Below are 21,760 nucleotides of genomic sequence, written 5' to 3' on the forward strand. Positions count from 1 at the left end.
TGAAACTATTTTGAAATTCGTTATCGTGAGCTCTTCATCATTCGTTTTTTCGGATGAGCAGGCTTTACTTCTGCTATTAATATGGCGAGTAAAATCATGACAGCCCCTATGACCATACGGCTTGTTAATACCTCATGTAAGAATATAACGGATAGCACCATGCCGAAGAAGGATTCTGTAGATAGGATAATAGCTGCCTTTGTAGCAGACGTATATTGATTCGCCACATTTTGAAAAAGATAGGCAAGAGTCGTTGAAAAAATGGCTAAATAAATAATCGAATAAATGGCTTCTTTTTCAAGAGTAGTTGGGATATCGCCTAGACCGACAATGACCAAAACACCTAAAAATGATGCTGTGAGAAATTGAATAATCGTAAGGGTAATGGCATCTTCTTTTTGGACAAATAGGTTTGTACAGAAAATATCAAAGGCAAAGGCGACAGCGCAAGCTAAGGAAAGCGCATCTCCGATATTCATTGTTAGTGAGCCTTGTAGAGATAGAAAACCGATACCGACAATAGCTATTATTGAACCGATAATTTCATAGCCATCTATACGACGCTTGTAAACCGCAAACGCAATTATTGGAACAATAATGACATTGACAGCAGTTAAAAATGCATTTTTAGATGGTGTTGTATATTGGAGCCCTACTGTTTGAAGGGCGAAGGCAATATACAAAATGGTCCCTAATAAAATACCTTTCCAGATAACAGATTTAGAAGCTTTTTTTAATCTAGATCCAAATAAGACTGTCAGTATAATCGAGGCTAATAAAAATCTACCTGCCATTACTTGATAGGCTGTTAAATATTCCAATGCAATAGCCGTTATTACAAATCCGCTACCCCAAACGATTGCAGTGACTAATAGCATACCGTCAGCTATGTATTGTTTCATCATTCTCCCTCCTAACTTCAATAGAATAGCATGAGATGGAAGAAAATAGTTTGATTTTAATTCTAAAAATTCAGGCGTTTTTTTGTACTTATTCCAAAGCTGTCATTCGACATTCACTTTGCTGTGTAATAAGTACAATTTAACGGCTGCAGCTATACGCTCATAAAAAACATAATCATTTTCTAAAGGTGCTACTAGCTGACGTATTTTAGACATGCGATAACGGATTGTGTTTGGATGGCAAAAATGAGCAACGGCTACTTCTTTAATATTTCCTTGTTTTACAACATAGGTGATTGCTGTTTTCATTAAATCCGGATCAATCTTTTCCTCAAGTAGGGGACCAAGATAGCTATTTACATAGTCCATAGCAAATGTAGCATCTTTACGATGCAATTCAATTAATAACCAATCGGAAGCGAGGTTCTCATAATGACATATAGAAGCCGATTCAATTTCAGCCATAATACGTGCATAAAAGGCTTCACGAACAGCAATAGAGAATTCTGATTGTGTTATGTGACAACGACTATAGCCAAAGGTCAATGAATTCGTCGAGATGGTGTACATCGTTAACCATTCATTGAGAAGTTTTTCAAATTGAAATTGCTGTGATGAATGGGTCATTACAATAAAGAGACTCTTTTTGTAGGTACAAATCATACCAAATTTCAATAGAGGGTCTAATTGAAAAAGAGAGTGCATCCATTGGCTATTTTCATGCTCTTGCGATTGAATGTTAGCAACAAATACATACTTGTCGAAGGGCTTATTGATTTGCTGTAAAATAGACTTTATTTGTTCATCAGTTACTTCTTCCTCCATGAGACGTCGCATAATCGTATCTAAAAAGAACGAATAATCCTGTGTTTTTGCATAGGCCATCGTTTCTAAAATAATCTTTTCAAAAAATTCATCTCCACCAAATCGTAAGATCGGAAAATTTTGTTCGTCTGCATAGACTAACACTTCTTCTGGTAAATCCTCATAGATGACAGGTTTATAAGCTAAAGCACTTGCCCCCAGCTCAATAAGGCTTTTCACGGCATTCCGTAAATACTCTGGCTTGTGCTTTGCGAATAATAAACTGCTTAACACAACACTATTCGGTGTGAAAATCGCTTCTCTCACCGTTTGAATATCGGGTGAAAATTCAAAGTCTAGAATTTCAACATTTTGAACGGGTTTATGTAAACCGTTACGACCGGCAACGACTGTAAATTCTTTTGTAATAGGCAGTTGTAAAAAGTTCTCTATGTTCATTACAATATCAAGCAACCTTTCCTATGATTGAGCTTCTATTACTTATTATAAAAGTACTTGTCAGTAAAATACTATTAGTATCATGAATGTACAGTGAAATAGCTGATAGGGCGATGCGAATCGCTGATAAAACCACTAACCTTTGCTCGACCTGCCTTCTCTACGCCCTAAATTTATACAACTCTATTAAATGATCAAAAAAGCTTATTTTTATAAGGTGACGCAAACTTTTGAAAAGGAAATCTAGTGCTAGAGACATCTGTTTTTACATGAAATTCACAGTGTTTTTACAATGAAAGCGTACAATAGATCCTAATAACCGATTTAAGAGGTGCGAGAATGGAGTCTGTTGTGAGACAAAGCATAAAAACGAGTAATTTATTTTCTTATTTAAAATATTTCTACGGGCAGCATCAAAACAATACTCTCTATATAAAACGTTTAAAAGCATTGAAGCAAATTATTCAAGACAAGAATTTACATACTTTTTTTCAACCTATCATTGATTTACAGACGAAGCAGACAGTCGGTTTTGAGGCACTAAACCGTCCGGAGCCTTCGAAATTGTTTAATAGCGTCGATCAGTTTTATGAATTTGTTGGGCAAACGGACTGTGTATTTTTATTTGAATGCTTTTGTCGTAATCTTTCATTACAGCGTTTCAAAGAACGACTGCACGAAGAATGGATAGATAGAGATTTTTTAGTATTCGTAAATATACATCCTAATGTGTTACTAGATAAGAACTACCATAGTGGTGAAACCTTGCAGTTATTAAAGGAGCTTGGCATAAAACCACAGCAAGTAGTGTTTGAGCTAACTGAACGTAGTGCAGTGGTAGATTTTGTAGAGTTTGAACGTGTATTATCTCATTATCGATCACAGGGATATCGAATTGCAGTGGATGATGTGGGCTCAGGCTATAATAGCTTGAAAACGCTTATTTACTTAAAGCCAGAATTTATTAAACTAGACCGTTCTTTAATACAATTTATTGATAAAAACAGCGAGCAGCAGCAGCTTGTTACCTTGCTGATGAGATACGCGGAGCAGGCGAAGACGAAAATTATTGCAGAAGGTATTGAACGCCAGGAAGAGCTTCATTATTTACATACTATTGGAATCCACTACGCGCAAGGTTATGCGATAGGGAAACCCGCAAAGGAAATACATTTAGGAAAAATAAGGATGGGTGACCATGAAGATAGGGGAAGTCATAGAAAACGTTCCTTGTATTGATGAATTTGTGAAAAATAAAGATGTGGATTTACTTTTTACAAGCAATCCGTTATTACGTAGTGTTGTTGTTGTTCGAGATGACAAACCAATTGGGCATATTACGCGTACACATTTCTATCAAAAGATTGGTACACGCTATGGCTATAATTTATTTATAGGACGGCATAATCAGCTGATTATTAAAGAAAATCCTTTAATTGTAGATCGCAACATACCTATAACGGAGGTCAGTACATTAGCAATGTCTAGACCTCCAGAGGATTTATATGATGATGTGATTGTAACAAGGGATGACTTATATTACGGTGTAGTAAGTATTCGGGAGCTACTGCTAAAGCTCGTAGACACACAAGTAGCTATTGCTAGCTTTTTAAATCCATTAAGTAGTCTTCCTGGCAATAAATTAATTGATGAAAAGCTAGAGGAAGCATTACAGCTACCACAATTTAGTTTAATATATTTTGATTTAGATCATTTTAAATCATACAATGATACGTACGGTTTTAATAAAGGAGACAAGATTTTACTGTATTTAACAGATGTTTTGAAAAGAAATATAGTGGGAACAGAAGATTTTTTAGGACATATTGGTGGAGATGATTTTGTTGCGATTCTTCCACATTATGAGTCTGCTGCTGTAATCTGTCAAAGAATTATTGATGAGTTTGATGCATCTATTTTAAGCTTTTATGATGTAGAGGATTTAACATACTTACAAGTACAAAATAGAGCTGGTGAATTAGGGCCATTATCTTGTACTACGCTATCCATTGCTGTTATTACTAATCAATATCAGCAATTTGAATCAGTTGACCAATTGTCAGATGCAGTGACACGTGTGAAAAAACAATGTAAAAATATTTCGGGAAGCTGTTACCTCATTAATGACAATACAAAGGAAACCTACTGCGTTCATTAAATGCACGCAGTAGGTTTTTTATCTTTAGAACATTCCTAGTAAGCACTTCAGCCAGAATCAGTTGAACACCGCAGTAAGATTGCTGATTACCAAATGGATTGACGTTTGTCATTGTTTCGGTAAAGCCTTCCACAAGTTCAGGTGCAATCGCATTTCAGGGGATATGCTTGTAAAAACCTAACGAAGAACACACAACATACCTGTAACGTTAATATCCGTCACAGGCTGCCATACAGCAGCATATACTTTGTCACCAACTTCGGCATTGTTGACTAAAATATAAAATGAAATAAGAAATTGTAGCAGTAATCATAGCTTGAATCCCTTATTTTATAGAAGCATTTACATTTGCTCCGAATGCCTCATAACATCTCCCTTAAATCCAACGAAGCCTTTGTTTAACTTCTTTCATTCGATTTTCTTATCTTAATTGCTCAAAAAGGTTTATGTTTAACTAAAATAATTAAATTCGATTTTTAGGGCATAATCAAAAGAGAAAAGTCGTGCATAATAGGAAATTATCAATCTTAATAAAACATACTTGAATTATAGGGATTATAGGTATATAATTCGATTTACATTATAATTAAACTTCTTAGGAGGCTGTCCATTGTCTACATTACAAATTATTCTTAACGTTGCCGTGTTACTCGTGTTCGTTGGAATATTATTTTATATGAATAAAAAGCACGTTAAGTTTTCAAATCGTGTATTTACTGCGCTAGGCTTAGGTATTGTACTTGGTCTTGGATTGCATTTAATATATGGTATTGATTCTGATGTTTTAGCAAAAACAACAAGTTGGTACAATATTATTGGTACTGGCTACGTTAAATTGCTACAAATGGTTGCAATGCCATTAATTTTTATTTCCATCTTAATAGCCTTTACGAAAATGAAGGTTGGTAAAAACTTCGGGAAAATGGCAGCTCTGATTTTAGTCATTTTAATCGGTACAACTGCTGTTTCAGCTGCTGTCGGTATTTTTTCAGCAACAGTGTTTGATTTAGATGCTTCTCATATTATGCAAGGTGCTGCAGAGGAAGAGCGTGGGGCATATTTAGAGGAGAAAACTTCTGGATTAACTGCACCGGATTTACCAACACAAATTATTGAGCTATTCCCAGCAAACCCATTCTTAGATTTAACAGGTGCTCGTTCTACATCAACAATCGCTGTTGTTATTTTTTCAGCGTTTTTAGGTTTTGCTTACTTACGTGTAGCACGTAAAGATGAAGACACAGCAGCGACTATTAAAAAAGGCTTAGATGCAATCTATGCACTAGTAATGGGCGTTGTAACAATTGTCTTACGTTTAACACCATATGGTATTTTAGCAATTATGGCGCGTACAGTTGCAACATCTGATTTCGGAGCAATTTATAATCTAGGTAAGTTTGTTATTGCGTCGTATGTAGCATTATTTATCGTGTTATTAGTACACTTATTAATTCTTACTTTAAGTGGTTTAAATCCATTTACGTATTTAAAAAAATCTGCAGAAACATTATTGTTTGCCTTCACTTCACGTTCAAGTGCAGGTGCCTTACCGATGAACATTAAAACACAAACAGGCCGTCTTGGCGTACCAGAAGGTATTGCGAACTTCTCAGGCTCATTTGGTTTATCTATTGGTCAAAATGGCTGTGCTGGTGTTTATCCTGCAATGCTAGCGATTATGATTGCACCAACAGTTGGGATTAATCCACTTGATCCAATGTTTATCATTACTGTAATTGCAGTAGTAGCAGTCAGCTCATTTGGTGTAGCTGGTGTCGGTGGTGGTGCGACATTCGCAGCCATTCTTGTATTATCAGCACTTGATTTACCAATTGCACTTGCAGGTATATTAATTTCTGTTGAACCATTAATCGACATGGGCCGTACTGCTCTTAATGTAAGTGGTTCAATGACTGCGGGTGTCACAACTGCACGTATTACAAAAGAATTGGACACTGAAATGTACAATGATAAAGAACTAGGTGCTCAAGTGTCGGATTTATAAAAAGTCAATTTCATTACAGAAAACATATGCTGAATGAAGACAAAGAGCTACTCTCAATTGAGAGTAGCTCTTTTTATATCCGAAAAAAGTGGGGTGTTATGTAAGTAACAGCCCACTTTAATGATAAGGAATCTATTCATCTCTTTATATGATTTTTACATAAAAATCTTTACCGTTAATAAGCTCGGTCAGTTCAATGTTGTGATTTGTTTTATAGTAATTATAAATATTACGTGCTAACCCAGAGTGTCCATTTAAATATGTTCCCTTTTTAATCTCTTTGCGTGGATTATGGAAATCAAAATACAAGCGAGAATCGGGACACATTGCATCCAAAATTGCTTGAAATTCTTGTGCTTCAATATGAATCCCACGTGTATATTTGCATTCTCTGCGGTACGTATCATGAGAAACGTTCACCGGCGACGACTCAAGAACCATTTCGATTTTTTTACTCAAATGTTAGCAGCTCCTTTTTAGAAATTAGCACTGAAGGGTAGAAAAGAAGGCGTGAAAAAGGAATACCATTTTTTATATAAGTTGATTGGAGTGGAGACTGGGCGACTCCTTGCGGCTTATCGGACGCCCCCAGGAAGCTTTGCTCTGTGCGAAAGCGAAGCGACAGCAACAACAAATGTTTTATCTGCGCGAAAGCAAAGCGGCAGCGACAAAGCGCCCGGTCGGAACGGAAATCAACCACACGCTATTGTGATGATCCATAAGTTTATGACTAATATAGTTCAATTATATAGTTATCAGAAAATTATATCAATATTTTACCTACCAATCTTGTTGCTGTATTTCTTCTGCTACTACTTGTAAATCATAAGCGGTAATCATTAAAAGTGAATAATCGTGTGTCTCCATATATTTTTCTGCTAGACGTTTCATATACTTCGGGGAGCCTTCGTTTTCTTCGTCATAAATTAGCAGCAGACCATCTGTATTTTGGATAATGAATTTATCTTTTTCGATAAATTGCCATGGCGCCTCGTATGGCTTTTTCGTAACGCTCGTCACAAAGTCTGCTTGCGCTACTAATGCTTGATATTTTTCTTTTTTATGGTCCTGCCAATTTTTCTCTTGCTCTAAAAAAGGAGTGATAATAGAATATTTTAAATGAGGAAATTCCCTTTTTAACATAAGAACAACCTCGGCACCCCATGTTTCGACACCTTGCTGACCACTAATAATGACCCATTCTAAACCTTCGTCTATCAATAGACGAAGACGGTTTTCGAGTGCTTTTTTTATGATGGGAATGCCAGGATGCTTGTCATTAAAGATGCCTAATTCATGTGGTCTATAGCCAGTAATAATAATTCGCTCTAGCAAAAAAACGCCCCCTAAGCTGTATAGTATGTGTAATCGTAGTATACAGTAGGAGGCATTTGAAAACGAATTTCTATATGTTGTTGTATAGTTGATAGTTAATTGATCTATTAACAGCTCGGAAGGACCGATTGATCAAAACGTGTGAAGGGGAAAGAAAACAGCATTACTTAATGCCTTGCTATATTAAAACGCAAACAGTGTTAAAACTACAGCAACAGCAGTACAGATTCCTAAAAACCACCATGTATCAGTAAAGTCCTCTTTATAGTCGCTATTCATGTAAAGTACTTCCTTTCTGTTTTGTTTTTATCTGTCCGTTCCAAGACCAATTCGTCCATATACGCAGTATGGTTTCGAATGGTCCACGTTTAAATTTCTTGAAATAGGCAAGGCTGAAAACACATTGCAAGCTATACACGACGATTCCAAATAAAATACCGCCAAAAACTCCTAACTTTCCGTATAAGCCTAGACCATATCCATAAAATACTGTTGTACAAATGATGGTTTGCATTAGATAATTGGTTAAAGATAATTTACCGACACTTTCAAAAGCGGGAGCGAGACGTTGTACAGTGCGAGTTTTATATAGTAAAGCTGCAAGGCAGACATAGCCAACTGCTAATAATTCAGATCCACCTGTCATCAACATGCCAGAAAAATTGCTTTCTATAAAACTTAGACTTTTACAAGCTAGCCCTATTGGCACAAGCAGAGCGCCAAGCTTATACCATTTCTTTTCGTCGTCCATATTCACAAAAGCTTGCTTTTTAGCGAGCCCCATGCCGAAAAGGGTCAATGAAGCGGTAACCATTGGTGCGATAAAAAGTAAAAAGAAAAAGACTAAGCCTGCATCATCCATGCCTGGGAGTGGAGTATTTGCACGGAAATCATAAATATCTAAGTAACTTCCATTAGCGTATACATGGTCGGCTTTCTCTACATAGGTTGCTAGTTCTTTCTGTTCTTTTTTAGTTTCTTCTACGGAACCAAATGATAAGCTAGTAATAAGTAATAAGAAGATGCCAGCCCAAATAAATAAAGTTTTTGGTTTACGATTAATGAATGGGATTAAAAACAATATCATTAAGCCGTAGGCAAATAGAATATCGCCGTCCCATAAAAGGGTTGAATGTAGTAAACCTAAGGCTATTAACCCAGTTGCACGGCGTAAAATGGACCATCGACTCTTATCTTTTTTTCTACGAATAGACTCTATGAGTTTAATAAGAGAGAAGCCAAATAAAATGGTGAAGATCGGCATAAATGAACCTTCTATAAAGATTTTTACAAAATACAGGGCTCCATTATCAAGAGTGGAAAGGTCTTTTAGTTCATCTTTGCCATACATGCCAAATTGGAAAATCAGCAAATTTGCCATTAAGATGCCGAATAAACTAAACCCACGCATTGTATCTATGAAGGTAACACGTTTAGTTGTCATTGCGTTTTATCTCCTTAATTGGTTATCTTATACATAGTGTAGTTGGTAAAGCTTATGGTGAAATGATGGCTACCTTAAAGTATTCTTAAAAGAAGGTGATAGCATGCAAGACGTGTCAATTTTAGTATTAGAGGACGAACGGGCAATTGCAGAAATGATTGAAATTATATTAAGAAAAGAAGGTTTTTTAAACATTACACTCTGCGACACTGTTCAAGAAGCAAAAAAGAAAATGGAAACGAAGGTTTTTGATTTTTATCTATTAGATATTATGCTTCCAGATGGTAGTGGACTGGATATGGCGAATATGATTCGAGAGCAAAGTGAAGCACCTATATTCTTTTTAACTGCAAAAGGTAGTGATGCAGATAAGCTTCGTGGTTTTATGAATGGCGCAGACGATTATATTACGAAGCCATTTAATCCGCTAGAGCTTGTTGCGAGGGTTAAGGTGCAACTGACAAGATATGTAAAGAAAAAAGATGTGCCAGAAAGTCATATATTTTCATGTAGTCGGTTTACATTCGATATCGATGCAGCAGAGGTAACTGTAAATGGCACAAAGGAAATTATTAGCGGTAGGTTATTTCATCTATTGAAATACTTATGTGAAAATGCGGGGCAAGTATTATCGAAGGAGCAAATTTACGAGCGTGTATGGGGTGACTGTTTGTTTGATGACAATACCGTGATGGTACATATTCGAAAACTCCGTGAAAAAATAGAGAAGAAACCTGGTAAACCAACCTGCATTATTACTGTGAGGGGGATTGGTTATAAGCTTGTTGGAGATGTTCATTCATGAAGCCAGCTAGAAGATTAACGCTTCGTTTTGTGTCTTATTTCATCATTTTTTATTTACTAATCATTACAGGCTTTATTATAAGTTTGGTGTTTTTCGCAATCTTTATCAATCGTCATGTCGGTGACGATATTCATATAATGTCTTCCTCTGAAATTAAAGATGATGCTGTCGTAGAAAAAGGGGATTCCATTAAGATTGCTGATTATTTAGTGAAGCGAGCAGAGGAGAACTTAGGGCAATTATATTTGTTCAATCGATCGATGGACATTGTTGATTACACGGGAGAAACTTGTGAACTATGTGGAATGCCAGATAACGAAATAATGGCTCTTAAACGGCCGGGAATGCACACATGGGAGATTCCAAAATACCATTTATTATTCCTCCCGGCTTTACCTGTCCAACCGTTTTTTGAGGAAGTAGTTCAGGAGTGGAAGGATAAAGGAGAGATTCCTTCTGAACTGCTCCAGCGTTTACAAGATAAGAAGGTATCAGTTGAAATCTATAATGAGCAGTGGGATCGTGTAGAAGTCATTGGTGAGCGCTATAAAAAACTTCATAAGCCTCAACTGCTCGAAGAAAACTACGATATTTTTGAGTACAAAGAGCTTACGCGAAATGCTTTTTTAGAGGATGGATCGACACTAGTTGTACGTATGCCCAACCCAGCGTATAAGCCGTTTGACGAGCCCTTTAATAAAGCGATGCTTTTATTTATCTCCATCTTCTTTGGCGGACATATTATATTGTTAATAGGAATTATTTTTTTATCGGTTAGTATTTCCCGTCAATTTGTTCGCCCGCTTGTTTATGTAATATCTCGAATCGAGCTACTAGCTCAATTCGACTACAGTAAAGTAATAGATAAAAGTATCCATCATCTGAAGACAGGGAAGTTAAAAAGGAAATTTAAATTATTTGAGCCAGTTGATGAATCGATTAATAATTTATCAAAGCGCCTCTCCTCTAATGAAAGACAGATTAAACATGCGGAGCAATTACGTGAGGAATGGATAACAGGCTTATCGCATGACTTAAAGACACCGTTAAGCTCTATTTATGGTTATTCAACAATGCTTGCTTCTGAGGACTATGAGTGGACGAAGGAAGAAATGCGCGTCTTTGCAACTACGATGCAGGAGAAGGCAACGTACATGGATGCCCTTATACGAGACTTAACATATACCTACCAATTAAAAAATAGAGCGATCCAGCTTGAAAAAGTGTTGATACCACTCGCTGTCTGGTTACCTCAATTTGCAGATGAGCAAGTGTCTGTAAAGGTTTATGGTGATGTCATGCTTGAAGCGGACGAGCTTTTATTAAAGCGTATTTTGGATAATCTTATAACCAATGCTAAAAAGTATACGCCTGAAGGTACAAAGGTGAACGTAGAAGCGCAAAATATAGGCAAGGAAATTATGCTGACAATTGCCGACCAAGGTCCGGGAATTCCTCAAGAGGAGCTTGATAACCTCTTTGAGCGATATTATCGAGGTACAAATACTACAGACGATACAACGGGTACAGGTCTAGGATTGGCTATTACTAAGCAGTTAATTGATTTACATGGGGGTACCATTAGGGTCCAATCAGGAGCGGAAGGTACAGTTTTTATATTAAAGTTTAAATGTAAGTAGTAGTTTTTGGCCTCAAAGTTGGGGGCGGTTGTGAAAGTGAGTGCAAGTATATAAGTTGATTGGAGTGGAGGCTGGGCGACGCCTTGGGGATCAGCAATAAAGGAACGAAGGCTAAAACCATCACATCCTGTGATAACGCCTTCGTGTCCAACATCGTGCCGTTGTCGCTACGTTAGCACTACGCTTTCGCGCAAAAAACATCTGTTGCCCCAAGCGGCTCATCGGACGTCCCCCCCAGGAAGCTCTGCTCTGCGCGGAAGCGAAGCGACAGCAACAACAAATGTTTTCTGTAGCGACAGCAACAAATGTTTTAACTGTGCGAAAGCGTAGCGACAGCAACAAATGTTTTAACTGTGCGAAAGCAAAGCGGCAGCTACAAATGTTTTAACTGTGCGAAAGCAAAGCGGCAGCTACAAATGTTTTAACTGTGCGAAAGCGAAGCGGCAGCTACAAATGTTTTAACTGCGCGAAAGCGAAGCGGCAGCTACAAAGCGCCCAGTCGGAACGGAAATCAACTCCACATTATGGAGATGGCTAGTTTTTAATTGAAGAAATAAAGTAAAGCACTGTTATTTAGGGCAGTACAAGTGATGAAACATTCACCTTGTACTGCCCTTTTTGTGATATTGAACATTGGAGTGTAATTTTTTAGGGGATTACCCCTATATGAACGGCCCTCTCTTAAAACTATTATTAAGGTGTAAAAGTTGTATACGAAAGACAGCATGATAAGGAGGATGCACACATGAAGACTTCTTTTAAAGTAGTCATCGTTGGAGGAGGAACTGCTGGTATTTCAGTAGCGGCACGCTTACTTCGTCAATCTCATTCACTTCAAGGGGAGATTGCCATCATAGATCCTGCAGAAAAACATTATTATCAACCACTCTGGACATTGGTGGGAGGGGGTGCAGCAAATAAGTGGGACTCTGAACGTGAGATGCTTTCTGTTATCCCTGAAGGAGCTGTTTGGTTAAAAGAGGCTGTTAGTAGTTTTGACCCCAGTCAAAACCAGGTAATAACACTAGGCGGTACAACATACACGTATGATTTTTTAGTAGTTGCTGGTGGGATAGAAATTAACTGGGGTGCTATTAAAGGGCTGAAAGAGGCATTGGGGACTAAAAGTGTATGTAGTAATTATTCTTTTAAGCATGTGGATTATACGTGGGAAACGATTCGTAATTTTAAAGAAGGGACAGCGTTATTTACACATCCAAACTCTCCGGTAAAATGTGGCGGTGCTCCACAAAAAATTATGCATTTAGCAGAAGACCATTTTAATAGAGTCAATGTTCGTGACAATATTAACGTTATTTTTGGTTCGGCCAATCCAGCGATTTTCGATGTTTTGAAATATCGTGAAGCACTTGAAAAGGTAATAGAACGGAAAAATATTGATGCTCGATTCCGTCGTAATTTAATTGAAATTAAGACTGAAGAAAAAATAGCTATTTTTGAAAATTTAAATACAGGCACATTAGAAGAAATTAAATACGACATGATTCACGTGACACCTTATATGTGTTCACCCGAATTTATACGGACGAGTGCTTTAGCGGACGAATGTGGCTGGGTAGATGTCGACAAGTTTACTTTGCAACATAAAAAGTATAGCAATGTGTTTGGAATAGGCGATAACGCTAATCTACCAACATCCAAAACGGGTGCAGCTATACGCAAGCAAGCTCCTGTCGTTGCACAAAATCTTATTGCTTTAATGAGACAACAGCTAATGACGCAAACGTATGACGGCTACTCTTCTTGCCCAATTGTAACAGGCTACAACAAACTGATATTAGCGGAGTTTGATTACAATAAAGAACCTGTTGAATCTATGCCCTTCAATCAGGCGGTGGAAAGATCCAGTATGTATTTCATGAAAAAGGATTTACTACCTGTTATGTACTGGGATGGGATGTTGAAAGGCACTATGTAATTACGAATGAAGGGAGGCGACAAGCATGGCTAATGCTACGGTAAGTATGAGCAAGGAATTATATCAAATAATCGAAACGCTTGAGAAGCCAGAAGTTCGAGACTCTTTACAGCGCTTATTGGAAAAATTACCGAATGTAGAGCAAACGATAGAATCAGCAGAAAATGTTGTGGGTTTTGGAAAAGCAGTACTAACTGATGACAAGACGATAGATAGATACGAGCAATTTGTCTCTACTTATAATGTAGGCTCAGAAACGATAACAGCTATTGTTCAGCTGATGGAGAAGTTGCCAAAGCTTGTTCAAATCATTCATCAGTTAGAAAACATCATTGATTTTGGTGCAGCGGTACTTCAGGATAAACAAACGACAGAATATACAATGAATAACTTAAAGAGCTATACCGATTCCTACGTCGAAAAAGGTAAGACGGGTATGGATTTCTTCAGAATGGTACAGCAAAGAGCAGAAGAGAAGCCTCAACATATCAATGTTTTTTCAATTATTAAATGGACGAAAGATCCTTCTGTTCAAAAAACACTTAATTATGTTCAATCTGCACTAGATATTTTAAAAGAAAAAAACTGAGTAAAGGGGAGTTTTACACATGTTATTACGATATTTTTACGATGAAAAATTAGCGCACGCTTCTTATGTTGTGGGATGTCAGGCGAAAGGTGAAATGGTCATTGTTGACCCGATGCGTAATATTGAGCCCTATCTTGCATTAGCAGAAAAAGAAAAGATGCAAATTGTTGGCGCGTTAGAAACACATATCCATGCCGATTTTGTAGCGGGGTCTCGTGAGTTAGCAGACCGTGTTGGAACAACGATGTATATTTCCGACGAAGGGGATGCTGATTGGAAGTATCAAAATCTTGAAGGAATTCCTTATCAATTATTAAAAGATGGTGATGAATTTTCTATAGGTAATCTTATTTTTAAAGTCATGCACACACCAGGACATACGCCAGAAAGTATCTCCTTCTTATTAACGGATCGTGGCGGTGTAGCAGATAAGCCGATTGGGATTTTTACAGGTGACTTTGTCTTTGTAGGTGATATTGGACGCCCTGACTTGTTAGAAAAGGCTGCTGGTATTCAGGGTACATCACTATCTGGTGCTAAAGCGATGTTTAAATCATTAGAACGTTTTAAGGCTTTACCAGATTATATGCAGATATGGCCAGCTCATGGAGCAGGTAGCGCTTGTGGTAAAGCATTAGGCGCTGTGCCATCTTCAACAGTTGGGTATGAGAAGCAATTCAACTGGGCTATGCAGTTTGATGATGAACAAAAATTTGTTGACGCATTACTAGATGGTCAGCCGGAACCTCCTTATTATTTCGCTGTTATGAAGCGTGTCAATAAAATAGGGCTAGAACTACTTAAGAACTTACCACCAGTAAAGGCAGTGTCAAACTATGAAGAGATTACTCAACTTCTTGCGGATGGGAAGCAAGTGATTGATACTAGATCAGCGGAAGATTTCTCACAAGGATTTATCGCAGGTACACTAAATATCCCTTACAATAATTCATTGACCAATTGGGCTGGTTGGTTAGTAGATTATACAAAACCGTTATATTTATTAATTAATCCTTCCCAACTAGATGATATTTTAATAGCATTACGTTCTATCGGTATCGACAATGTTGTTGGTTATGGAGAAGTGACGAAAGTATTGGAAGAGGCTACTTCTCTAGACAGTTATGAAAATATAACTCCTTTAGAAGCAAAGTCGTTCATTGAAAGTGAAAAAGTTCATGTGCTTGATGTGCGCAATCAAACAGAATATGATGCAGGGCATATTGAAAATGCTCAACATATTATGGTTGGTACGCTAGCTAGACGTTTAGATGAATTGCAAACTAATAAAAAAATTGTTGTTCAATGCCAAGGTGGTGCTCGTTCTGCAATTGCTGTAAGTGTGCTAAAAGCAAACGGCATTCACGACATTGTAAATTTAACGGGTGGCTATATGGCTTGGCAACAAGAGGTAGTGACTAAATAAATGAGGTTGTTCTAAAAGAAAAATAGCATACTAGTGATCCTAGTCTGCTATTTTTCTTTGTTTGGTAAGGCGTTATGAGATTCGTCAATGGAATGCTAAACGGATTTAGACAACCTTTTTTCTCGGTAAAAGGGGTTAAAAAATGATTATTGTAAGTTTGAGTATATTCCTTCTTATTATTGGTAGAATTATTTATAAACGGCATATCCCAGTACGTCAAATACAAGAGTGTTTACTACAAGAGTTGAATGTGGGAATGGCTATAGTGGATGTACGTGATTATAATGACTCTTATAAATCACCTACACCAAATGCATTAAATTTACCAATTGCTTATTTAGTACGTCACATGCATGAACTACCAAAAAGACCACTTCATATCATTGCGTCAACACAGCTAGAAAAAAATATGAGTGTTCGTATCATTCGGAAAGCAGGGCATGAAGTGAGGAGTTATAGCTTAATAGAAGAAAAAGTATAGGGTCAATTATGCTGAAGTAACAAGTAAAATTAAAGGGAGGCTTTATGCCTTTTTTAACTTCTTTCAGCTTAAGTTTCCCACCTCTATAGGTGGGATGAATGTGGTTTTAAGTCACTTTTCAGCGGGTGTCCAAACATCCGCTGAAATATAGGAACTCAGTCTAAAAACGCCACGTCCTGTGGCATTACCAAAATGACCGACATCGTGTCGGCCCTCGTGCAGGCCTAAGCACAAAGCCGATTCCGGACGGAATTATGCCGAGGTATAATTGATCTAGGAGTGTGTTTAGATTGGAGAAAGAACAGCTGAAAAATAAATATTTACAGCAAATATTTCAATATATTCAAGATGGCATCATCATAATGAATCAAAACCGTGAAATTTTAATGATGAATCCCTCAGCGAAGCGGTTATCGGGATGGGAATTAGGAGATCGAGTGCCCTTTTGTTCATTTTGCGAAAATCGTCAAAAATCTCCAAAAGAACATACATGTTATTTAATAGAGCATAATGAGGTTCCTTATTTTTTATCGAAAATGCCGACGTATCATGGTAGTAAGATAGATGTTGAAATGAGCACGGCACTGATGTATACCGACAGTAACGAGCAAGCGTTTCTTCTTGTGTTGCGCGATCAGACCCTTCAGTTAAAGGAAGAAGAGGCTCGGATTTCAAAGCTGATTATTAAAAAACTGATTGAGGCAAAAGAGGAAGAACATAAAAGGCTTGCGCAAGAATTACATGATGGCGTTGGCCAATCATTATATACAATATCTGTTGCATTGCAGGCGGTTGAATCTTATGTCAAAGACAATGAAAAGCTAAATACGTATATCGAAGAAGTACGCAATGAGCTAGAGCAAGTAATGAATGATATTAAATTGTACTCCTATCAGCTTCGCCCCCATAGTATAGATCAGTTAGGGATTACACCTACATTAAGCACCCTTGTCGATTCAGTGCAAAAGGTACATCCTAATATTGCTATATCGTTAGAAACAGATTTTGAAGAACGGTGTCATCCATCTGTAGAAATCAATATTTATCGCGTCGTGCAGGAGGCTTTACACAATATTACTAAATATGCAAAGGCCTCTACAGTCGTCATTCGCCTCGAAAAGAAAGCTACAAATTTATCACTCTATATAGAAGATAATGGCGTAGGGTTTGATTTGCAGTACGTGAAAAAAGAAGGGCTTGGTTTAAAGCATATGGAGGAGCGAATTACACTATTAGGGGGATCTTTTAATATTAATTCGGCTCACAATAAAGGTACTAAAATTAGCATTCAAGTACCTAATTGGAAGGATGACTTTAGATGATTCGTGTTTTAGTAGTAGATGATCATGTGCTAATCCGTAAAGGGATTGTACTTTTATTGGAAAATTATAAAGATGTACAGGTCGTAGGTGAAGCGGGTGATGGAGCGGAAGCAATCACTCAGGCAATATCATTAAACCCGGATGTCATTTTAATGGACGTATCCATTCCGAATGGGTTAGATGGGTTTACGGCTACTCAAGAGATTCATAAGCAAATGCCTAACGTGAAAATTATTATGTTAACAATGCACAATGAAGTTGCTTATATTCAAAAAGCGATTGCTGTTGAAGCTCATGGCTATATTTTAAAAAATAGTCAAGGTGGAGTTCTCTATGAGGCTATCCGCGCTGTGTATAGTGGCCGTATATATTATAACGTGGGTATTCCACAGGAGCAGCTTAATAAATTGTTTGAACATAAAGGGCATGAAGAACAATGTATTTTAACTGTGCGTGAGCAGGAAATAATGAGGTTAACAGTTCTAGGATATACGAATGTCCAAATTGCTGGGCAACTATATATCAGTAGTAAAACGGTTGAAAATCATAAATCAAATATTATGCAAAAACTCGATTTAAGTAATAAAGCTGAGCTTATTCAGTATGGACTTGCAAATAACTATATGTAACAGCGTATTGTGGTTAGGATCTGATGCAATATGAGAATTGGGATATATGTCCATTCGGTAACGTGAGGGGTGGATTTACGTTCCGACTAGCGCTTTCTTGGAGCTGCTGAAGTGGTGACTCCTGCGGGATAGATTGAAGCCAAGTCCGCGGGAGGCGCCAACTCGGAGTAAAAATCAACCTTTGTTTATTGATACACATCATTTTATATTTATTTTTGTCAGCAAGTTGGGATCACTCGAATGATGAGTGATCTTTTTTTATTTTTTAAAAATAATTTTCAATATTGTCACAGTGAGTAAAGCTAATAGTGGAAAACCCCTATATGTCTGGAATTACAGCGGGACTATACTGAAGGCACATAAATAAAAGGAGATGCAAGCACAGTGGATATAACATTTATAATTGTGATTTTCCTGATTGGATTCGTTGGATCTTTTGTGTCCGGCATGTTGGGAATAGGCGGTTCAATCATTAAATACCCAATGCTGCTATATATTCCACCACTTTTTGGCTTAGTGGCATTTTCAGCACATGAAGTTTCAGGTATTAGTGCGGTACAAGTGTTTTTTGCTTCGATTGCAGGCGTTTGGGCATATCGAAAGGGTGGCTATCTTAATAAGCCCCTTATTCTTTATATGGGAGGTGCCATTTTAGCTGGTAGCTTTGTCGGGAGCTACGGATCACAGTTTTTATCTGAAAGTGGTGTGAATGTCGTATACGGGATTTTAGCCTTGATTGCAGCTGTGATGATGTTTATTCCTAGGAAACAAATTGATGATAAGCCGATGAAGGAAGTAACCTTCAACAAGCCGTTAGCCGCAATTTTAGCATTTATTGTTGGGATCGGCTCAGGGATCGTTGGTGCTGCAGGTGGTTTCTTGCTTGTTCCGATTATGCTTGTAGTACTCGGGATTCCAACGCGCATGACAATTGCTACTAGTTTAGCTATTACGTTTATCTCATCAATTGGTGGAACAATCGGTAAGTTAATGACAGGACAAGTAGAGTACTATTCCGCAGGTATTATGATAGTGGCAAGTTTACTGGCGGCTCCTCTTGGGGCAAAAGTAGGTAAAAAAATGAATACGAAAATTTTGCAAAGTATTTTAGCCGTACTCATCTTGGCGACAGCGATTAAAATTTGGGTTGATCTATTATGATGAAAAAACAAAAAGTGGTTGTCTATAAATCACATGAAAAAAAGCTAATAATTATAAGTTTTTTAGTAGCGGGGATAATGTTTCTTTCAATTATTGGAAGAATTTTTGGTACCTAGGAGATGAAATGAAATGAATGATTCAGCTGTAATGTGGAGTCGGGCCTTAACAGAGTTAACATTGTCATTCCATATCGTTTACGCAACAATTGGCGTCGGTATACCTTTAATGATCATGATTGCTCAATGGGTTGGATTGAAAAATAATGACGAACACTATTTATTACTTGCGAGAAGATGGGCAAGAGGGTTTGTGATTACTGTGGCAATTGGTGTTGTCACTGGTACTGCGATAGGATTGCAGCTATCACTATTATGGCCAAACTTTATGGAGTTGGCTGGTCAGGTAATCGCATTACCATTGTTTATGGAAACATTCGCATTCTTTGTTGAAGCTATATTCTTAGGGCTTTATTTATATACATGGGATCGATTCAAAAATCCAAAGCGACATCTATTATTATTGGTCCCAGTAGCTATTGGTGCTTCTATGTCGGCCGTTTTTATTACGATTGTGAATGCATTTATGAATGCGCCGCAGGGCTTTGATCTTGTAGATGGAGAGCTTGTAAATATTCAACCAGTACTAGCAATGCTAAATCCTGCAATGCCAACGAAGGTAGCGCATGTATTAGTAACGTCTTATATGACGTCTGCATTTTTATTAGCTTCTATTGCAGCTTATCGTATGCTGCGAGGATCGAAGCATGTGTATCACAAAAAAGCATTACATCTTTTATTGAAACTTGGACTAGTATTTTCGCTAGCAGCACTGATTGTAGGTGATTTTTCCGGGAAGTATTTAGCTGAATATCAACCAGAAAAATTAGCTGCTGCTGAATGGCATTTTAAAACAAAAGAAGATGCTTCGCTTGTGCTATTTGGAGTGTTAGATGGGGAAGAGGTGAAATATGCCATCAAAGTACCGTATGCATTGAGTGTATTGGCGCATAATAATCCTTTTGCAGAAGTAAAAGGTTTAGATCAATTTCCTGAGGACGAACAGCCGCCACTCTATATCCATTATTTGTTTGACATCATGGTAGTGATCGGAACTTTACTAATTGTCGTTGCAGCTATTTATGTGCTAGGTAAGTGGCGAGGATGGAAGTTTATTTCTTCAAAAAGTTTTAAGAGAATAGTAGTGGCAGGGGGTCCGCTATCGCTTATTGCTGTTGAGGCAGGCTGGTGGTTTGCGGAAGTAGGGCGTCAACCTTGGATACTGCGTGGTTATATGAAAACGGCGGAAGGTGCTACAACAAGTGGCCAAGTCGATACGATGCTAATACTATTTGCGGGGCTGTACATTGTATTAGCGGTAGGAAGTATCGTTGTACTTATCCGTATGTTCCGTAACAATCCGATTGAACGTGAAATTGAAGAACATCAGCAAGTGGAAGGATGTGCGGGGCAATGAGCTTAGAAATAGTAGGGATTTCAGTACTATGGTTATTTCTATTTGGCTATGTCATTGTTGCGTCCATAGACTTTGGAGCGGGCTTCTTTAATGCGTATAGTGTCTTGATTGGTAAAGACCAAATACTAGCTAATGTTATTAAGCGCTATTTATCCCCGGTGTGGGAAATTACAAATGTCTTCCTTGTATTTTTCTTTGTTGGAATGGTAGGTTTCTTTCCTCAAACAGCTTATTATTACGGCACAATTTTGCTAGTGCCAGTCAGTATCTCATTAATATTAATAGCAATTAGAGGGAGTTATTATGCATTTGAATCCTACAGCGAAAAAGGTGGACATATTGGTTATACAATGATGTACGGAATTACTGGTTTATTTATACCTGCATCCCTTTCTATTGTGTTAACGATATCTGAGGGAGGGTTCGTGAAAATTGTCAATGAAGAACCGCGTTTACAAATTGCTAAACTTTTCACGAATCCGTTAACTTGGTCTATTGTGCTATTAAGTATAGTGGCAGTTTTGTATATTTCGGCTGTTTTCTTAACATGGTATGGGAAAAGAGCGCAGGATGAACATGCCTCTAATTTAATGAGAAAATATGCTCTCGGTTGGTCTTTACCGCTCGTGATAAGTGTAATAGGGATTATGGTGGAGTTAAAGGGACATGTGCCTGAGCATTATGAAAATATGTTAAATCTGTGGTGGCTTTTCGCTATTTCAGGTGTGCTATTTCTTTTAACACTAATTCTTTTATTTAAAAAGAAAAACTATGGCATAGCCGTCTTTTTAATGGTTGCCCAGTTTGGCTTTGCATTTTTCGGCTATGGTATTTCGCATTATCCATATTTACTGTATCCGTATTTGTCGGTCTATGATAGCTTTACAAATGAAACAATGGCGATTGCATTAGTGATAGCGTTTGTTGGAGGATTAGTTCTACTCATCCCTTCACTATATTTAGTAATGAAATGGTTTGTGTTTGATCGTGATTATGCTTGCGGTAAACATGATCACCATGCGTAGGGGGGAATTATAATGAATCAATTTATTATTTTGTATGCACCTTTTCTTGTAGTAGCTATTAGCATTGCGGTTGGCTTTTGGATAGGACCGAAAGATCGTCAAATTAAGTAATGGGCTTTATCACCGTAAATGGACGCTGATCCCCGAAATTTAATAGGATAGA

Annotated in this window: 20 protein-coding genes; 15 read left to right on the forward strand and 5 right to left on the reverse strand. The window is 37.6% G+C overall.

What is annotated here, in order from left to right; all coding sequences use genetic code 11:
* Positions 1 to 20: 20 nt before the first annotated feature.
* Together ACFTQ7_RS15790 and ACFTQ7_RS15795 are read right to left on the reverse strand one after the other, a co-directional pair.
* Entirely contained in the window at positions 21 to 902 is an 882-nt protein-coding gene (locus ACFTQ7_RS15790) for a DMT family transporter (protein WP_386829864.1), read from the reverse strand.
* Positions 903 to 1,004: 102 nt separating this feature from the next.
* Positions 1,005 to 2,165 (reverse strand): PucR family transcriptional regulator ligand-binding domain-containing protein, encoded by a 1,161-nt coding sequence (locus ACFTQ7_RS15795; RefSeq protein WP_386829865.1) that lies wholly within the window; start codon positions 2,163 to 2,165, stop codon positions 1,005 to 1,007.
* A 339-nt stretch (positions 2,166 to 2,504) separates the two neighbouring features.
* Here ACFTQ7_RS15795 and ACFTQ7_RS15800 point away from each other — a divergent pair, with 339 nt between their 5' ends.
* From ACFTQ7_RS15800 to ACFTQ7_RS15810, 3 genes are all read left to right on the forward strand, one after another.
* Entirely contained in the window at positions 2,505 to 3,404 is a 900-nt protein-coding gene (locus ACFTQ7_RS15800; protein WP_386829866.1) for an EAL domain-containing protein, read from the forward strand.
* Complete coding sequence (locus tag ACFTQ7_RS15805; RefSeq protein WP_386829867.1) at positions 3,364 to 4,323, forward strand: GGDEF domain-containing protein; 960 nt, start codon at positions 3,364 to 3,366, stop codon at positions 4,321 to 4,323. Before ACFTQ7_RS15800 ends, ACFTQ7_RS15805 begins: the two co-directional genes overlap by 41 nt.
* Positions 4,324 to 4,999: 676 nt before the next feature.
* Positions 5,000 to 6,328, forward strand: a complete 1,329-nt coding sequence (locus tag ACFTQ7_RS15810) for an L-cystine transporter (protein ID WP_349661637.1) — start codon at positions 5,000 to 5,002, stop codon at positions 6,326 to 6,328.
* A gap of 144 nt (positions 6,329 to 6,472) precedes the next feature.
* Here ACFTQ7_RS15810 and ACFTQ7_RS15815 read toward each other — a convergent pair whose 3' ends face one another.
* From ACFTQ7_RS15815 to ACFTQ7_RS15825, 3 genes are all read right to left on the reverse strand, one after another.
* Positions 6,473 to 6,787, reverse strand: coding sequence for a hypothetical protein (locus ACFTQ7_RS15815; RefSeq protein WP_386829868.1), 315 nt, complete (start codon positions 6,785 to 6,787; stop codon positions 6,473 to 6,475).
* Between the two features lie 321 nt (positions 6,788 to 7,108).
* On the reverse strand, positions 7,109 to 7,663 hold the full coding sequence (locus tag ACFTQ7_RS15820; RefSeq protein WP_386829869.1) for an SLOG family protein: 555 nt from the start codon (positions 7,661 to 7,663) through the stop codon (positions 7,109 to 7,111).
* A gap of 271 nt (positions 7,664 to 7,934) precedes the next feature.
* A complete protein-coding gene (locus ACFTQ7_RS15825; protein ID WP_386829870.1) occupies positions 7,935 to 9,107 on the reverse strand; it encodes a DUF418 domain-containing protein in 1,173 nt (390 codons plus the stop codon).
* 103 nt (positions 9,108 to 9,210) lie between these two features.
* Here ACFTQ7_RS15825 and ACFTQ7_RS15830 point away from each other — a divergent pair, with 103 nt between their 5' ends.
* From ACFTQ7_RS15830 to cydS, 12 genes are all read left to right on the forward strand, one after another.
* The gene (locus ACFTQ7_RS15830; RefSeq protein WP_386829871.1) at positions 9,211 to 9,912 is read left to right on the forward strand and encodes a response regulator transcription factor; all 702 of its coding nucleotides are present in this window, start codon (positions 9,211 to 9,213) and stop codon (positions 9,910 to 9,912) included.
* Positions 9,909 to 11,552, forward strand: coding sequence for a sensor histidine kinase (locus ACFTQ7_RS15835; RefSeq protein ID WP_386829872.1), 1,644 nt, complete (start codon positions 9,909 to 9,911; stop codon positions 11,550 to 11,552). Before ACFTQ7_RS15830 ends, ACFTQ7_RS15835 begins: the two co-directional genes overlap by 4 nt.
* Before the next feature lie 745 nt (positions 11,553 to 12,297).
* On the forward strand, positions 12,298 to 13,491 hold the full coding sequence (locus ACFTQ7_RS15840; protein ID WP_386829873.1) for an NAD(P)/FAD-dependent oxidoreductase: 1,194 nt from the start codon (positions 12,298 to 12,300) through the stop codon (positions 13,489 to 13,491).
* A 25-nt stretch (positions 13,492 to 13,516) separates the two neighbouring features.
* A complete protein-coding gene (locus ACFTQ7_RS15845; RefSeq protein ID WP_386829874.1) occupies positions 13,517 to 14,080 on the forward strand; it encodes a helical membrane plugin domain-containing protein in 564 nt (187 codons plus the stop codon).
* Between the two features lie 19 nt (positions 14,081 to 14,099).
* Positions 14,100 to 15,506: an MBL fold metallo-hydrolase gene (locus ACFTQ7_RS15850; RefSeq protein WP_386829875.1), complete on the forward strand. Its 1,407-nt coding sequence runs from the start codon at positions 14,100 to 14,102 to the stop codon at positions 15,504 to 15,506.
* Positions 15,507 to 15,648: 142 nt separating this feature from the next.
* Positions 15,649 to 15,987: a rhodanese-like domain-containing protein gene (locus tag ACFTQ7_RS15855; RefSeq protein WP_386829876.1), complete on the forward strand. Its 339-nt coding sequence runs from the start codon at positions 15,649 to 15,651 to the stop codon at positions 15,985 to 15,987.
* 290 nt (positions 15,988 to 16,277) lie between these two features.
* The gene (locus ACFTQ7_RS15860; protein WP_386829877.1) at positions 16,278 to 17,309 is read left to right on the forward strand and encodes a PAS domain-containing sensor histidine kinase; all 1,032 of its coding nucleotides are present in this window, start codon (positions 16,278 to 16,280) and stop codon (positions 17,307 to 17,309) included.
* Entirely contained in the window at positions 17,306 to 17,938 is a 633-nt protein-coding gene (locus ACFTQ7_RS15865) for a response regulator (protein WP_197140389.1), read from the forward strand. The genes ACFTQ7_RS15860 and ACFTQ7_RS15865 overlap by 4 nt, the downstream gene beginning before the upstream one ends.
* A 384-nt stretch (positions 17,939 to 18,322) precedes the next feature.
* On the forward strand, positions 18,323 to 19,099 hold the full coding sequence (locus tag ACFTQ7_RS15870) for a sulfite exporter TauE/SafE family protein (RefSeq protein WP_386829878.1): 777 nt from the start codon (positions 18,323 to 18,325) through the stop codon (positions 19,097 to 19,099).
* A 129-nt stretch (positions 19,100 to 19,228) separates the two neighbouring features.
* Positions 19,229 to 20,572, forward strand: a complete 1,344-nt coding sequence (locus tag ACFTQ7_RS15875) for a cytochrome ubiquinol oxidase subunit I (protein WP_386829879.1) — start codon at positions 19,229 to 19,231, stop codon at positions 20,570 to 20,572.
* Positions 20,569 to 21,597, forward strand: a complete 1,029-nt coding sequence (locus tag ACFTQ7_RS15880) for a cytochrome d ubiquinol oxidase subunit II (protein ID WP_386829880.1) — start codon at positions 20,569 to 20,571, stop codon at positions 21,595 to 21,597. The genes ACFTQ7_RS15875 and ACFTQ7_RS15880 overlap by 4 nt, the downstream gene beginning before the upstream one ends.
* Positions 21,598 to 21,609: 12 nt before the next feature.
* On the forward strand, positions 21,610 to 21,708 hold the full coding sequence (gene cydS, locus ACFTQ7_RS15885) for a cytochrome bd oxidase small subunit CydS family protein (protein WP_386829881.1): 99 nt from the start codon (positions 21,610 to 21,612) through the stop codon (positions 21,706 to 21,708).
* Positions 21,709 to 21,760 lie beyond the last annotated feature (52 nt).

Source organism: Lysinibacillus sp. NPDC056959 (assembly GCF_042674095.1).
In the GTDB taxonomy this organism is placed as follows: Bacteria; Bacillota; Bacilli; order Bacillales_A; family Planococcaceae; genus Lysinibacillus; species Lysinibacillus zambalensis.

What these genes read in the sequence shown, in the direction of transcription:
- ACFTQ7_RS15790 (WP_386829864.1), bottom strand. Translation starts at nt 902, where the DNA reads ATGAAACAATACATAGCTGACGGTATGCTATTAGTCACTGCAATCGTT.
- ACFTQ7_RS15795 (WP_386829865.1), bottom strand. Translation starts at nt 2,165, where the DNA reads ATGAACATAGAGAACTTTTTACAACTGCCTATTACAAAAGAATTTACA.
- ACFTQ7_RS15800 (WP_386829866.1), top strand. Translation starts at nt 2,505, where the DNA reads ATGGAGTCTGTTGTGAGACAAAGCATAAAAACGAGTAATTTATTTTCT.
- ACFTQ7_RS15805 (WP_386829867.1), top strand. Translation starts at nt 3,364, where the DNA reads ATGAAGATAGGGGAAGTCATAGAAAACGTTCCTTGTATTGATGAATTT.
- ACFTQ7_RS15810 (WP_349661637.1), top strand. Translation starts at nt 5,000, where the DNA reads ATGAATAAAAAGCACGTTAAGTTTTCAAATCGTGTATTTACTGCGCTA.
- ACFTQ7_RS15825 (WP_386829870.1), bottom strand. Translation starts at nt 9,107, where the DNA reads ATGACAACTAAACGTGTTACCTTCATAGATACAATGCGTGGGTTTAGT.
- ACFTQ7_RS15830 (WP_386829871.1), top strand. Translation starts at nt 9,211, where the DNA reads ATGCAAGACGTGTCAATTTTAGTATTAGAGGACGAACGGGCAATTGCA.
- ACFTQ7_RS15835 (WP_386829872.1), top strand. Translation starts at nt 9,909, where the DNA reads ATGAAGCCAGCTAGAAGATTAACGCTTCGTTTTGTGTCTTATTTCATC.
- ACFTQ7_RS15840 (WP_386829873.1), top strand. Translation starts at nt 12,298, where the DNA reads ATGAAGACTTCTTTTAAAGTAGTCATCGTTGGAGGAGGAACTGCTGGT.
- ACFTQ7_RS15845 (WP_386829874.1), top strand. Translation starts at nt 13,517, where the DNA reads ATGGCTAATGCTACGGTAAGTATGAGCAAGGAATTATATCAAATAATC.
- ACFTQ7_RS15850 (WP_386829875.1), top strand. Translation starts at nt 14,100, where the DNA reads ATGTTATTACGATATTTTTACGATGAAAAATTAGCGCACGCTTCTTAT.
- ACFTQ7_RS15855 (WP_386829876.1), top strand. Translation starts at nt 15,649, where the DNA reads ATGATTATTGTAAGTTTGAGTATATTCCTTCTTATTATTGGTAGAATT.
- ACFTQ7_RS15865 (WP_197140389.1), top strand. Translation starts at nt 17,306, where the DNA reads ATGATTCGTGTTTTAGTAGTAGATGATCATGTGCTAATCCGTAAAGGG.
- ACFTQ7_RS15875 (WP_386829879.1), top strand. Translation starts at nt 19,229, where the DNA reads ATGAATGATTCAGCTGTAATGTGGAGTCGGGCCTTAACAGAGTTAACA.
- ACFTQ7_RS15880 (WP_386829880.1), top strand. Translation starts at nt 20,569, where the DNA reads ATGAGCTTAGAAATAGTAGGGATTTCAGTACTATGGTTATTTCTATTT.
- cydS (WP_386829881.1), top strand. Translation starts at nt 21,610, where the DNA reads ATGAATCAATTTATTATTTTGTATGCACCTTTTCTTGTAGTAGCTATT.